Origin of the sequence: Flexivirga oryzae, assembly GCF_014190805.1 — a bacterium.
In the GTDB taxonomy this organism is placed as follows: domain Bacteria; phylum Actinomycetota; class Actinomycetes; order Actinomycetales; family Dermatophilaceae; genus Flexivirga; species Flexivirga oryzae.
This window is the reverse complement of record NZ_JACHVQ010000001.1, coordinates 1,791,661-1,805,422: the sequence shown is the minus strand read 5'-3', so window position 1 is coordinate 1,805,422 and position 13,762 is coordinate 1,791,661. Positions and strand designations below refer to the sequence as shown.

At 67.3% G+C, this 13,762-nt stretch carries 14 protein-coding genes; 11 read left to right on the top strand and 3 right to left on the bottom strand.

Going from position 1 to position 13,762, the window contains the following annotated elements; genetic code table 11:
- From FHU39_RS08375 to FHU39_RS08360, 4 genes are read left to right on the top strand one after another with little or no spacing between them, the layout of a single operon-like run.
- Complete coding sequence (locus FHU39_RS08375; protein ID WP_183319927.1) at nt 1–486, top strand: (2Fe-2S)-binding protein; 486 nt, start codon at nt 1–3, stop codon at nt 484–486.
- Nucleotides 483–2,900 carry a molybdopterin cofactor-binding domain-containing protein gene (locus FHU39_RS08370; RefSeq protein WP_183319926.1) on the top strand — a complete coding sequence of 806 codons (2,418 nt, stop codon included), beginning with the start codon at nt 483–485 and terminating at the stop codon, nt 2,898–2,900. The genes FHU39_RS08375 and FHU39_RS08370 overlap by 4 nt, the downstream gene beginning before the upstream one ends.
- Complete coding sequence (locus FHU39_RS08365) at nt 2,897–3,754, top strand: FAD binding domain-containing protein (protein WP_183319925.1); 858 nt, start codon at nt 2,897–2,899, stop codon at nt 3,752–3,754. Before FHU39_RS08370 ends, FHU39_RS08365 begins: the two co-directional genes overlap by 4 nt.
- Before the next feature lie 4 nt (nt 3,755–3,758).
- Complete coding sequence (locus FHU39_RS08360; RefSeq protein WP_183319924.1) at nt 3,759–4,496, top strand: SRPBCC family protein; 738 nt, start codon at nt 3,759–3,761, stop codon at nt 4,494–4,496.
- Nucleotides 4,497–4,509: 13 nt separating this feature from the next.
- On the opposite strand, the gene FHU39_RS08355 is transcribed toward FHU39_RS08360, so the two are convergent.
- Both FHU39_RS08355 and FHU39_RS08350 read right to left on the bottom strand, forming a co-directional pair.
- Nucleotides 4,510–5,727, bottom strand: coding sequence for an MFS transporter (locus FHU39_RS08355; RefSeq protein ID WP_183319923.1), 1,218 nt, complete (start codon nt 5,725–5,727; stop codon nt 4,510–4,512).
- A gap of 41 nt (nt 5,728–5,768) precedes the next feature.
- Complete coding sequence (locus FHU39_RS08350; RefSeq protein WP_183319922.1) at nt 5,769–6,908, bottom strand: methyltransferase domain-containing protein; 1,140 nt, start codon at nt 6,906–6,908, stop codon at nt 5,769–5,771.
- Nucleotides 6,909–6,980: 72 nt separating this feature from the next.
- On the opposite strand from FHU39_RS08350, the gene FHU39_RS08345 reads away from it, so the two are divergent.
- From FHU39_RS08345 to FHU39_RS08325, 5 genes are read left to right on the top strand one after another with little or no spacing between them, the layout of a single operon-like run.
- Nucleotides 6,981–7,550 (top strand): cysteine hydrolase family protein, encoded by a 570-nt coding sequence (locus FHU39_RS08345; RefSeq protein WP_183319921.1) that lies wholly within the window; start codon nt 6,981–6,983, stop codon nt 7,548–7,550.
- The gene (locus FHU39_RS08340; RefSeq protein WP_183319920.1) at nt 7,516–9,897 is read left to right on the top strand and encodes an ATP-binding cassette domain-containing protein; all 2,382 of its coding nucleotides are present in this window, start codon (nt 7,516–7,518) and stop codon (nt 9,895–9,897) included. The genes FHU39_RS08345 and FHU39_RS08340 overlap by 35 nt, the downstream gene beginning before the upstream one ends.
- A 39-nt stretch (nt 9,898–9,936) precedes the next feature.
- Complete coding sequence (thpR, locus tag FHU39_RS08335; RefSeq protein WP_183319919.1) at nt 9,937–10,494, top strand: RNA 2',3'-cyclic phosphodiesterase; 558 nt, start codon at nt 9,937–9,939, stop codon at nt 10,492–10,494.
- A 33-nt stretch (nt 10,495–10,527) separates the two neighbouring features.
- Nucleotides 10,528–10,995, top strand: a complete 468-nt coding sequence (locus FHU39_RS08330; RefSeq protein ID WP_183319918.1) for a TlpA family protein disulfide reductase — start codon at nt 10,528–10,530, stop codon at nt 10,993–10,995.
- A 41-nt stretch (nt 10,996–11,036) separates the two neighbouring features.
- A complete protein-coding gene (locus tag FHU39_RS08325) occupies nt 11,037–11,900 on the top strand; it encodes a GNAT family N-acetyltransferase (protein WP_183319917.1) in 864 nt (287 codons plus the stop codon).
- A gap of 62 nt (nt 11,901–11,962) precedes the next feature.
- On the opposite strand, the gene FHU39_RS08320 is transcribed toward FHU39_RS08325, so the two are convergent.
- Entirely contained in the window at nt 11,963–12,508 is a 546-nt protein-coding gene (locus tag FHU39_RS08320; RefSeq protein WP_183319916.1) for a hypothetical protein, read from the bottom strand.
- Between the two features lie 108 nt (nt 12,509–12,616).
- Between FHU39_RS08320 and FHU39_RS08315 the strand changes: the two genes are divergently transcribed.
- Both FHU39_RS08315 and FHU39_RS08310 read left to right on the top strand, forming a co-directional pair.
- Entirely contained in the window at nt 12,617–13,087 is a 471-nt protein-coding gene (locus FHU39_RS08315) for a hypothetical protein (protein WP_183319915.1), read from the top strand.
- Nucleotides 13,084–13,755 carry a Type 1 glutamine amidotransferase-like domain-containing protein gene (locus tag FHU39_RS08310; protein ID WP_183319914.1) on the top strand — a complete coding sequence of 224 codons (672 nt, stop codon included), beginning with the start codon at nt 13,084–13,086 and terminating at the stop codon, nt 13,753–13,755. The genes FHU39_RS08315 and FHU39_RS08310 overlap by 4 nt, the downstream gene beginning before the upstream one ends.
- The last annotated feature ends 7 nt before the right edge of the window (nt 13,756–13,762 follow it).

Below are 13,762 nucleotides of genomic sequence, written 5' to 3'. Positions count from 1 at the left end.
ATGACGAAGATCGAACTCACCGTCGACGGGGGCAAAGTCGCCGAAGACGTCGAGCCACGGATGCTGCTCGTGCAGTTCCTGCGTGAAAAGTTAGGTAAGACAGGCACACTCATCGGTTGCGACACCAGCAACTGCGGTGCCTGCACCGTCCACCTGAACGGGCACGCGGTGAAGTCCTGCAACATGCTCGCCGTGCAGGCCGACGGCGCCGAGGTCACCACCATCGAGGGCCTGGCGGCGACCTACGACGGAGGCGATCTGCACCCGATGCAGGAGGCCTTCCACGAGTGCCACGCCCTGCAGTGCGGCTACTGCACGCCGGGCATGATCATGCGGTCGGTCGACCTGCTGAACGAGAATCCGGACCCGACCGAGGAAGAGATCCGCGAGGGCCTGGAAGGCAACCTGTGCCGGTGCACCGGCTACCACAACATCGTCCGCGCGGTGCAGACCGCCGCGGCCGCAGGGAAGGGAGCCGCCCAGTGACTGTCACCGATGACCGACCCGCCGCCGAGATCGGCAGGGACCGGCGCCGCAAGGAGGACCGTCGGCTGATCACCGGCAGCAGCCGGTACACCGACAACATCGTGCTGCCGGGGATGCTGCATCTTGGCATGGTGCGCAGCCCGTTCGCGCACGCCAAGATCACGTCGATCGACACCACGGAGGCCAAGGCCGCCACCAACGTGGTCGCGGTCTACACGGCGGCGGACCTCGACGAGTCGGTCGGCGTCCTGATCAACGCCTGGCCGATCACCCCGGACCAGAAGGCCCCGGTGCACGCCGTGCTCCCGACCGACCGGGTGAGTTTCGCCGGTGAGATCGTGGCCGTCGTGGTCGCGCGCAGCGCGGCTGCCGCACGGGACGCCGCCGAGCTGGTCGACGTGGACTACGAGGAGCTGCCCGCGGCGATCGACCTGAAGGAAGCCGCCGCGGACAAGGTGCTGGCGCACCCGGACCTCGGCACCAACAAGTCGGCGCTGTGGGTGTTCGACTCGGCGGAGGCAGGCACGGGCGGCAACGTCGAGGACGCCATCGCGCAGGCCCGCACCGACGGTGTGGTGATCGAGCGGGAGTTCCGGCAGAACCGGCTGATTCCCGCGTTCATGGAGCCCCGCTCGGTCGTCGTGGACCCGACGGGTGAGCAGCTGACGATGTGGTCGGCGACCCAGGTCCCGCACATCCTGCGGTTCGCGCTCGCCGCGACGACCGGGGTGCCGGAGAACAAGATCCGGGTCATCGCACCCGACGTGGGCGGCGGCTTCGGCGGCAAGTTGCAGGTCACCCCCGAGGAGTGGCTCGCCTGGTGGATCGCCCGGCAGCAGCACAAGCCGGTGAAATACACCGAGACCCGCTCCGAGTCGATGATGGCCGCCCACCACGGCCGCGACCAGTGGCAGAAGCTGACCCTGGCCGCCACCAAGGACGGCACGCTCACCGGCCTCAAGGTGGAGCTCACCGCGGACCTCGGGTCGTATGTCGCCATCGTCGGCGGCGGCGTCCCGGTCCTCGGCGCCTTCATGTACAACGCGATCTACAAGATCCCGGCGTACCACTTCGCCTGCCAGACGGTCCTGACCAACAAGACGTGGACCGATGCCTACCGCGGCGCCGGGCGCCCGGAGGCGACGTTCGCGATCGAGCGCCTGATGAGCGAGCTCGCCAACGAGCTCGGCGTGGACCCGCTCGAATTGCGCGAGAAGAACTGGATCAAGCACGAGGAGTTCCCCTACACCACCGTCGCCGGGCTCGAATACGACTCGGGCAACTACGAAGCCGCGACCGAGGCCGCCAAACAGTTCTTCGGGTATGACGAGCTGCGTGCCGAGCAGGCCCGTCGGCGTGAGGCCGGGGACCCGGTGCAGCTGGGCATCGGCGTCTCCACCTTCACCGAGATGTGCGGCCTCGCACCCTCCCGGGTGCTCGGTTCGCTGGACTACGGCGCCGGTGGCTGGGAGCACGCGTCGGTGCGGATGCTGGCGACCGGCAAGGTGGAGGTCGCCACCGGCACCAGCGCGCACGGCCAGGGGCACGAGACGGCGTTCAGCCAGATCGTCGCCGACCGGCTCGGGGTGCCGTTCGAGGATGTGGAGATCCTGCACGGCGACACCCAGGTGTCGGTGAAGGGCCTGGACACCTACGGCTCCCGGTCACTGGTGGTCGGCGGCGAGGCGCTGGTGAAAGCCGCGGACAAGGTGGTCGAGAAGGCCAAGCCCGTCGCCGCACACCTGCTGGAGGCGTCGGTGGACGACATCGAGTTCGCCGGTGGCCGCTTCAGCGTCAAGGGCACCGATGCCGGCCTGTCCATCCAGGAGGTCGCCGGTGCGGTCTTCACGGCACACAACCTGCCGGACAGGATGGAGCCGTCGATCGACGCGGAAGCTACCTTCGACCCGGTCAACTTCAACTACCCGCACGGCACGCACCTGTGCGCCGTCGAGGTGGACACCGAGACGGGTCAGGTCAAGCTGCACAAGTACACCTGCGTCGACGACGTCGGCAACATCGTCAACCCGCTGATCGTCGAAGGACAGGTGCACGGTGGCCTCGCGCAGGGCATCGCGCAGGCGCTCTACGAGGACGCCGTGTTCGACGAGGCGGGCACGCTCGTGTCCGGGTCGTTCGTCGACTACTTGGTGCCGAGCGCAGCCGACCTGATCAGCTTCGACGTGCACAACGCGACGACACCGGCGACCACGAACACGTTGGGCACCAAGGGAGTCGGCGAGGCCGGCACGATCGCCTCAACCCCGGCTGTGGTCAACGCGGTGCTCGACGCCGTTCGGCAGTTCGGCGTGAAGGACGTCATCATGCCGTGCTCACCGGCACGGGTCTACGCGGCCATCGCGGCTGGACGGGCCGGCGATACCGGCTCGGCGACGGAAGGAGCAGGCCAATGATTCCTGCAGCGTTCGACTACGCGGCACCGGCGACCGTCGAGGAGGCGCTCGCGCTGCTGGCCGAGCACGGTGACGACGCCAAGATCATCGCGGGCGGGCAGTCGCTGCTGCCGGTGCTCCGATTGCGGCTGAACGCACCGGAGTTCGTCATCGACTTGGGGAAGATCGATGCGTTGCGGGGCGTGCGGGACGATGGCGACGCCATCGTCATCGGCGCGATGACGACGCACACCGCGGTCGCCACCGACCCGCTGGTCGCCGAGCACGCCGCACTCGTCGGCAAAGCGGTGCGCACGGTCGCCGACGCACAGGTCCGCAATCGCGGCACCTTCGGTGGCGCGCTCGCACACGCGGATCCGGCGGGTGACGTCGGCGCCCCCGCGCTCGCGCTGGGTGCGCAGTTCGTCATCGCCGGACAGGGCGGCAGCACCCGGACGGTCGATGCATCTGACTTCTTCGACGACCTCTTCGAGACGGCGATCGGTGAGGACGAGTTGCTCACCGAGGTGCGCATCCCAAAACACACCGGCTGGGGCGCGCACTACGAGAAGTTCGTACGCATCGCGCAGCAGTGGTCGATCGTCGCGGTCGCGGCGGCGGTCAAGGCCGAGGGCGCCACCATCTCGCAGGCACGGGTGGCGCTGACCAACATGGGCTCGACGCCGTTGCGGGCCACCGCTGTCGAGCAGGCGTTGCAGGGGCAACCCGCGACCGAGGACGCCATACGAGCGGCAGTCGGCGCAGTTGCCGACGGCACCAACCCGCCGACCGACCTGAACGGCGACGCGGACTACCGCAAGCACCTCGCGGAGGTCCTCACCCGTCGCGCCGTCTTGACCGCTGCGACAGGATGATCACATGGATCTGACACATTCCTTCACCGTGCCCGCCGGCGTCGACGAGACCTGGGCGGCGTTCCAGGACATCGAGTCGGTCGCGGAGTGCTTCCCGGGAGCGCAGGTGACCTCGGCTGACGACGAGGGTTTCGAAGGCACCGTCAAGGTCAAGCTCGGCCCGATCGCGCTGGTCTACAAGGGGTCCGGCACGTTCACCGAGCGCGACGAGGCCGCGCACAAGATGGTCATCGACGCCAAGGGCAAGGACAAGCGCGGCAACGGCACCGCCGGTGCGCTGGTCACTGCGACCATGACTCCCGTCGATGACGGGACGAAGGTCGAGGTGGTCACCGACCTGTCGATCACCGGCAAGCCGGCGCAGTTCGGCCGCGGCGTCATCCAGGACGTCTCGGACAAGCTGCTGGGTCAGTTCGTCGACTGCCTGCAGGGCAAGGTCGGCGCCGGTGGTGGCGATGGCGGGCCCGAGGAAACCGCCGCGCCTGCGGCGGAGTCGGCTCCGGGTGCATCGACTCCGGCGCCTGATGCTGCCGCTGCGGCCGCACCGGCACCGGAACAAGCGGCCACCCCGCAACCCGCGGCGGCACCCGCTGCGACAGCGCCGAAGTCCGGTGACGACGCCCTCGACCTCGGTGCCACGGTGCTGCCGGTCATGGCGAAGATGTACTGGAAACAGGCGGTGGCGGCACTGGCCGGTGTCGCGGTGCTCGGCGTACTGATCAAGCGCCTGCGCCGCCACTGACGCGCACCCGCCGTCAGTCGGCGGGTGCTGCTGCCGGTCGCGTGTGCAGGGTGTCCCGCACGACGATCCAGCTCACGGCGGCGCACATTGCGAGCGCGGCAGTGGCGGTGAACGCGGTCGGGAAGCCCCATTCCTGGGCGAGGAAGCCGGCAACAACCGGCCCGATGACGGTGCCCAGGTCCCGGCTCATCTGGAAGATGACCAGCACCGGGCCACCGCGTCCGTGGCCGTACATCACGTCGGCCAGCACTGCCTGCTGCGCCGGGCTGACCATCCCGGTGCCGATGCCGCCGACCAGGGTCGACGCGAAGGCGACCCAGACCGACCCGGTGAAGGCCAGCACCAGCGTCGCCAGCGCGAGGATCGTCATACCGAGGACGATGAGTGGGCGGCGACCGACCCGATCCGCGAGCCGGCCTGCAGGCATCATCGCGACGACGTCGCCACAGGCGTATGTCGCCAGGGCGAGTCCCGCGACGCCGTCGGGCTGGTTCAGCACCAGGGTGAAATAGAGCGGCACGATGGACACCCGCATCGCGTACACCCAGCCGAAGATCGCGGCAGTGGCGACCGCCGAGCGATAGCCGCCGATCCGCAGCGCGTCCGCCAACGGCATCGCGTTCGTGGGCGAGTCGTCGAGTTCGGCGAGGTCGGTTCCGCGCAACTGGACGTGGACGACGGCGATCGCACCGAAGAGCGCGACGGCGTACACCAAGAACGGGACGCGGAGCCCGAAGCCGATGAGCGCACCGCCGAGCATCGGCCCGCTGATGCTGCCCAGGACGAAGCTGGAGGAATAGAGCCCGGAGATGCGGCCACGCGCCTCCGGTGGCGAGATGCGGATCATCAGACCCATCGCGGACAGCGAGAACAGCACTGAGCCGACGCCACCGACGCCCCTGAAAATCATGAGTTGCCAGTAAGTTTGGGCGAACGCGGAGGCGAGTGTCGACAGGGCGACGATGAACACGCCGAGGACGTACATCGGACGCTCGCCGAACCGCGTCACCAGCCGGCCGCTGGTGGGCGCGCAGGCCAGCCGCATCGCTGCGAAGACCGACACGATCGCCGATGCCGCGGTGACTCCGACACCGAAGCTGTGTGCGAACTGCGGCAGCGCCGGCGCGACCACGCCGTAGCCGAGAGCGATGACGAAGCCCGCCGACACGAGCACCCAGACCTCGCGCGGCACGGCGGGGGCGTCCTTCGCCGCGGCGGTCTTCTCGATCATCTTGGGAACAAGTATGTCCCAGCCCGGTGACCCTCGATCGGTCACCGGCTCAACAGCAGCAGCACCTCGTGGTGACCGGTCTGCGGGAACATGTCGAACAGCCGCGCACGGGTGACCCGGAACGACTGCATCGCCGCCAGGTCGGTGGCCAGGCTGGTGACGTTGCAGCTGGAGTAGAGCACGTGCGGCACGTCCGAGCGCTCGAGGTCGCCCGCGAGGTCACCGATCCCGCGGCGTGGCGGATTCACGATGACCAGATCCGGCGTGTCCGAGCTGAGCGCGGTCGTCGCGTCACCGACCGTGAACTGTATGTCGTCCAGTGCTTCCCGCTGCGGCAGCTGCGTCGCGCTGAGCCTGGCGCTGGCCACTGCGTCCGGTGAGATCTCGATGCCGCGCATCCTGGCTGTCGACGTGCCCGGTGCCGTCGCCGCATGCAGCGCAAACCCTCCGACGCCGCAGAACAGGTCGAGGACACTGGCGGGACCGAGCTGTGACACCCATTGCTGTGCCTGACGGTAGAGCTGCGAAGCCACCGCGGTGTTGGTCTGGAAGAAGCTGCGCGGTCGCAGGTGCAGCACGATGTCGTTGACATGCATCGGCAGCGTCTGCTCCTCGGTGAGGAAGGTCTCCTCATCGCCTTCGAGCGCTGCCTTGTGCTCCGGCAGCAGATTGACCGAGACGACCCGAGCTCCGGGGATCGACGCCCGGAGGTCGGGCAGTGCACGCTCGATCCGACCCAGCTGCCCGGGCGAGCGCAGCACGAAGCGGATCATCGACTCACCGTCGGGGGAGTGGGTGACGATGAGGTGTTTCAGCTCGCCGGTGCGGCGCGGCACGTCGTATGGCGTCAGACCGACCCCGGTGACGAAGTCCGCGAGCTGTCGCACCGTCTCGTGCAGTCCTGGCTCGTAGAGGCCGCAGTCGCGCAGGTCGACGCCCTGCCCGCCGCGGTCCAGGATGCCGAAAGTGGGCGACTGCCGGGTGCCGCCGACGACCAGCTTGGCCTTGTTGCGGAAGTGCGACTCGGGGCCGGAAGCCGGTCGCGCCCAGCCATGCTCGGGAAACCGGTCGGACAATGCCCGCGCGACCAGCGTCTGCAGGTCCTGGAGCTGCGCGTCATACCCCTGGCCCATGAGGGTGCACGATCGGCACGCGCCATCGTCGAAGTAGTCGCACTGCACGACACCGATTCTCCCTGATGCCTGTCACAGCTTCCGGCTAGCGTTGACCGTAAACCCGACCAAGGAGTCACCATGACCACTCTGACCGACAGACCAGCGACCGCACTGCTGGTCATCGACGTGCAGCAAGGCGTCGTCGACGGCGCCTACGAGCGCGACGCCGTCGTGAGCAACGTGAAGTCGCTGGTCGACCGCGCACGGAAGGAGGACGTCCCGGTCGTCTGGGTGCAGCACCACGACGAGCAACTCCAACAGGGCTCTCCCGAGTGGCAGTTGGCGCCGGAGCTGTCCCGTGAGGACTCCGAGCCGCTGGTGGAGAAGACCTTCGGCGACTCCTTCGAAGGCACCGACCTCGAGGACGTGCTCGCAGCTTCAGGGGTCGGTCACCTCGTCGTGACCGGAGCCCAGACCGACATGTGCGTCCGGTCGACGATCCACGGCGCATTCGCCCGCGGCTACGACGTGACGCTGGTCGGTGACGCGCACACCACCGAGGACCTGTCCGAGTACGGCGCGCCGAGCCCCGATCTCGTGATCTCGCACACCAACCTCTACTGGGGTTGGCAGGGCGGCCCGGGCAAGTCCGCGGCGACCGTCAACACCGTCGATGTCGTGTTCGAGGCGCCGCACGGTGGGGAGTGATCCGGTGGCGGACGGCCATGACGTCATCCAGGTGGTGGGTGCTCGGGAGAACAACCTGCGCAACGTCTCGTTGGAGCTCCCCAAGCGGCGCCTGACGGTCTTCACCGGAGTCTCCGGGTCGGGGAAGAGTTCACTGGTCTTCGACACCATCGCGGCGGAGTCACAACGGCAGATCAACGAGACCTACAGCGCGTTCGTGCAGGGCTTCATGCCGACGCTGGCCCGTCCGGACGTGGATGTGCTCGCGGGTCTGACGACGGCGATCATCGTTGATCAGGAGCGGTTGGGGTCCGACCCGCGTTCCACGGTCGGGACCGCCACCGATGCGCTGGCGATGCTCCGGATCCTTTTCGCGCGCCTGGGGGAGCCCAATCTCGGCTCTCCGCGCGCCTATTCGTTCAACGTCGCCTCGGTGAGCGGAGCGGGAGCGGTGACGGTCCAGAAGGCCGGCCGGACGGTGAAGGAGCGGCGCAGCTTCAGCGTGGTCGGAGGCATGTGCCCACGGTGCGAGGGACGTGGCAGTGTCACCGACTTCGATCTGACTGCCTTGTATGACGAGACGAAGTCCCTTCGTGAGGGCGCACTCACCATCCCCGGCTACAGCATGGACGGCTGGTACGGCCGGATCTTCCTCGGCTGCGGGTTCTTCGACCCCGACAAGCCGATCGCCAAGTTCACCAAGCGCGAGCGAGAGGCGCTGCTCTACAAGGAGCCCACCCGGATCAAGGTCGATGGCATCAACGTCACCTACGAAGGCCTGATCCCGAAGATCCGCAAGTCGTTCCTGGCCAAGGACCGGGAGGCGATGCAGCCGCACATCCGGGCGTTCGTGGATCGTGCGGTCACGTTCACGACCTGCCCCCAGTGCGAGGGCACGCGGCTCGCCGAGGCAGCACGCGCTTCGAAAGTGGCGGGCTGCAGCATCGCAGAGGTCAGCGCGATGCAGATCAGCGACGTTGCCGACTGGCTTCGCGAGGTCTCCGACCCGGCCGTTGAGCCGTTGCTGGCCGCGCTGCGACAGACGATCGACTCGTTCGTGCGCATCGGGCTGGGCTACCTGAGTTTGGATCGTCCCTCCGGGACGCTCTCGGGCGGAGAGGCACAGCGCACCAAGATGATCCGGCACCTCGGGTCATCGCTGACGGACATCACCTACGTCTTCGACGAGCCGTCGATCGGCTTGCACCCGCACGACATCGAGCGGATGAACGACTTGCTGCTCCAGTTGCGCGACAAGAGCAACACCGTGTTGGTCGTCGAGCACAAACCGGAGCTGATCGCGATCGCCGATCATGTCGTCGATCTGGGGCCAGGTGCCGGCACGGACGGTGGTGAGGTCGTCTACGAAGGCACGGTCGACGGGTTGCGGTCTGCAGCCACCCGCACCGGCCGGCACCTGCACGACAAGGTCACGGTGAAGGACGCGGTGCGGTCGTCGAGCGACGCGTTGGAGATCCGCGGGGCGTCGCTGCACAACCTGCAGGACATCGACGTCGATGTGCCTCTGGGCGTCCTGTGTGTGCTGACCGGGGTCGCCGGTTCCGGGAAGAGCTCACTCGTCCAGGGATCGATCGCCCGACGCGACGGTGTCGTCGTGGTCGACCAGGCACCGATCCGCGGGTCCCGGCGCAGCAACCCGGCCACCTACACCGGGCTGCTGGACCCGATCAGGAAGGCCTTCGCCAAGGCCAACGGGGTGAAACCCGCTCTGTTCAGTGCAAATTCGGACGGGGCCTGCCCGGCCTGCAACGGCGCCGGCGTCGTCTACACCGACCTGGCGATGATGGCGAGTGTGGCCACGACCTGTGATGTGTGCGACGGCAAGCGATTCCAGCCCGAAGTGCTCGACTACCTCTTCGGCGGCAAGAACATCAGCGAAGTGCTCTCGCTGCAGGTGTCGGAGGCCGAGCAGTTCTTCGCCGATGGCGACGGCCGGCTGCCGGCAGCCCACAAGATCCTGCGGCGGCTGGTCGATGTCGGGCTGGGCTACGTGACCATCGGGCAGCCGCTCACCACCTTGTCCGGGGGAGAGCGACAACGCCTGAAGCTCGCCGCACAGATGGCCGACACGGCCGAGGTCTACGTGCTGGATGAGCCGACCGTCGGTCTGCACCTGGCCGACGTGGAGCAGTTGCTCGGCCTGCTCGATCGTCTCGTCGACGAGGGCAGGTCGGTCATCGTCATCGAGCACCATCAGGCGGTGATGGCGCACGCCGACTGGATCATCGACCTCGGCCCGGGGGCTGGGCACGACGGTGGCACTGTCGTCTTCGAGGGCACCCCGGCGGAGTTGGTTACGGCGAAGTCGACGCTGACGGGCAAGCACCTCGCGGCATACGTCGGGTAGCGCGGCAACTGGGCGTCACGGGCCTCTAACCTGGCCACAATGACCACGACACGAATGTTCGTCGCGATCCGGCCGTCGGAGGAGGTCCGGGAGCAGCTCGCCGACTTCCTCCGGCCACGTACCGGCATGACCTGGATCGACGCCGCCCAATGGCACCTGACCCTCGCCTTCCTCGCCGCCGTGCCCGCACACCGCGACGACGAGCTGGTCGACGCCCTTCGCCGGACCGCGCTGCGGCACAACACTTTCAACCTGCAACTTGCCGGCGCTGGTGCGTTCCCGAACCCGTTGGAGGCGCGGGTGATGTGGCTGCGGCCGAGTGTCGACCTGACCGCTCTCGCGACAGGTGTGCGGCACGCGGCCAACTCGGTCGGCGCGACACCGGATGGACAGCGCTTCGTCGGTCATCTGAGTGTGGCGCGTCCGCGACGTCCGATCGACGCGCGCCGGTGGCTGCAGGTGCTCGACACCTTCCGCAGCGACACGTGGCGGGTCGACGGGATCGAGCTGGTCGCGTCATACCTGGGGGAGGGGCCGCACCGCAGGCCCCGCCACGAGACCGTCGCCACACTGCCGTTGCAGCACGAGGGCGGATGAGGGGTTCGCCGGCACGGGTCTAGCGTGAGTGTCATGGCATCGCGTCATTACCCCGCGCCGGAGCTGGACGTCAGCGAATGGATCGGGACACCGCACACCCTGGAGGAACTGCGCGGCAAGGTGGTCCTCATCGAGACGTTCCAGATGCTCTGCCCGGGGTGTGTCCGCTACGGGTTGCCACAGGCGCAGAAGGTGCACCGGGCGTTCCCGCAGGTGACCGTGCTCGGGTTGCACACGGTGTTCGAGCATCACGAGGTGACCGGGGTCGACGCGCTCAAGGTTTTCCTCAGCGAATTCCGGATGACCTTCCCGGTCGGCATCGACCGGCAGGACGGCGGCATGCTGCCGGTGACGATGCGCAAGTACGGCCTGGAAGGCACTCCCTCGACGCTGGTGGTCGATCGCGAGGGTGGTCTGGCGCTTTCGCACTTCGGCCAACTGGACGACCTTGCGCTCGGTGCTGTGCTGGGTCAGGTGATGGCCGACGGCCGCAACGAATAATCCGTTTGCATTCCTCGCCGTAACGGTGTGGGCTCGCAGTCATGCCGATCGCATTGAGCACACCGGACATCACGGACCTGCCCACCGTCACTGCGGCGCTGCGCGACTGGCAGCGGGACGATGTGCCGCTGCAGTTCCACCCCGGTGATCTGGGGTGGTTCCACCGGTTCGGTGCCGAGCGCACTGCGGCAGCGACCCGTACCTGGACGTCGGACGGTCGCATCGTTGCGGTGGGCATGGCCGATGAGCCCGATCTGATCCGCCTGACGATGGCGCCGGATCTGCTGGCGGATCGGCAGCTGGCGGAGCAGTTGGTCGCCGATCTGTCGGATCCGGAACGGGGCGTGTTGGGCGAAGGCGAGGTCTTCGTCGAGGTTCCGAACGGGGCGCTCGTGCGCGAGGTCTTTCGTGAAAGCGGCTGGCAACTGGACGAGGAGTGGACTCCGCTCAGTCATGATCTGGTCGATCTGCCCGAGCCGTCACTGCGCATCGAGGTGGTCGGTCCGGAGCTCGCCGGCCTGCGGAGCGAGCTGCAACGAACCTCTTTCACCAAGTCGACGTTCACGCAGGAGGGCTGGCAGGCGATGGCGACGGGAGCGCCATACCAGGACGCCCGCTGCCTGATCGGGTATGACGACTCCGGCACACCCGTTGCCGCAGTGACGGTGTGGGCCGCAGGACCGGGGAAGCCGGGACTCATCGAGCCACTGGGTGTGCACCGTGACCACCGAGGTCATGGGCACGGACGTGCCATCAGCCACGCCGCCGGAATCGCGTTGCGCGACATGGGATCGTCGTCGATGCAGGTGTGCACGCCGAGCGCGAACGTCGGCGCGGTCGCGACATACCATTCCGCCGGTTTCCAGCAGCTCCCGCTACGTCGCGACCTCGCACGCAAGGCATAGTGCGCACTGGATTCATCTCCGTGGCAGGCGTTTTCGGGCAGAGTCGGCTCGCGAGGCCCTGCTCACCATCCCATCAACCATTCATCACGCTCTGGATTGACGAGAGTTTCCCGCCGGATCACATTGTCCTCGCAACGGATTAGGAACAGCTCACCCGTGTCGTCACGCTCGCCAGCGATGATGCCGTTGACGACGTGGTCGAAGGTGAAGGGCTCGAACTCTGGCCTGCCGTCGAGGCGAGCATGTGCCCCCGGCCGGAGGAAGTGGTCGATGAGGTATTGCAGCCATTCTTCGGCCATCCGGGACTTCTCGCGGCGTTCCCACCCAAGACAGCAGCCCTGGGTGCATGGCTGCCAATCGAGATAGGGATACGGCGAACCGTCATCAGGGGACAACGACTTGAAAGGGTCCCTGCCGTCGGGGCGAGAGCCTGCCTGGTGCTGTTGCCAATCGTCGATTGCGAGGGCGCGCGGATTCATGGCCACTTCGTAGGGCTCGGTGTAGTGGCGTCGGTCTATCGCGGCGAACGCGCGGAGCCACTCCACCTCGAAATCGTTGAGCAACGGGTGGATGTCGAGGCGTCCCAAGTACGTGGTGCTGAATCCCATGACACGACAGCGAAGCACGTTTGCCGCGATCGCGTCCGGCGCTATCCACAGGAGACTGGGTTGTGGAAAACCGCTGGGCGGTCTTGGAGTTCGTGCAACCGTAGATGGATGACTCTTGAACGTTGGCAGCTACGAGACCCGAAAACCACACTCCTTGAGATCAATGAACGGTGCCCCCTGGAGCTGGGTCGCACGGTCGTTGCGGCGGTGCGTATGACGGATCAAGCCGTGACTGCGGCCAGGGTCGCACTGGAGCCTGGCCAGCACTTGCGTCCGCATCCATACGACAGCGATTTAGCCCGGGGTATCGCCGAGGAGATCGCGCCCGACCGAGGGTCACTGGGGGCCGAGAATGGTGGAATCAGCCACATCCTGGTCACCGTGGTGTGTCGTGACGGCTACGTCGTCCCTGCCAGGCGAGAGTTCGAGTGGTTCCGTGCATGGCGCTACAGCAATCACTTTCGCGGTGCCATTGACGGGGATGTGTATGTCGTGACCCCGCATGGTTGGACTGGGGCACTGGATTCGCGGGCAGGTTACGAGCCTTGCCTTGTCGAGACGAAGGAGGAGCCGTCGTGAAACTGTTGTTGACGTCCGGGGGAGTGACCAACGACAGCATCCGCAGCGCGCTGGTCGACATGGTGGGTAAGTCGATCAGCGAGTGCACGGCGTTGTGCATCCCGACCGCGATGTACGGTCACCCGGCGGTCGGGCCGGGGACGAGGGTGTGGGACTTCATCAGTGGGAGGTCCACGAACCCGATGGTCGATCTGGGGTGGAAGTCGGTCGGCGTCCTGGAGCTCACGGCGCTGCCGAGCATCGAGTCCGAGCGGTGGATGCCGATGGTTAGAGAGACGGATGTTCTGTTGGCGGCAGGCGGGGACGTGCTCTACCTGTGCCACTGGATGCGGGAGTCCGGTCTAGCGGAGTTGCTCCCGTCGTTGACGGACACGGTGTGGGTCGGGCTCAGCGCGGGGAGCATGGTGATGACGCCGCGGGTGGGGGAGGACTTCATCCAGTGGCGACCACCATCCGGTGACGACAGCACCCTCGGCGTCGTCGACTTCTCCATCTGCCCGCATCTGGCTTCGGCTGGTATGCCGGGCAACTCGATGGCCGAGGCCGAAGCGTGGGCTGCCGGCATCTCGGGCCCGGCATACGCGATGGACGACCAGACCGCCATCGCAGTCGTGGACGGCGAGACGGAAGTCATCTCCGAGGGCCACTGGTCGTTGTTGCACCCGTAGGTCCACG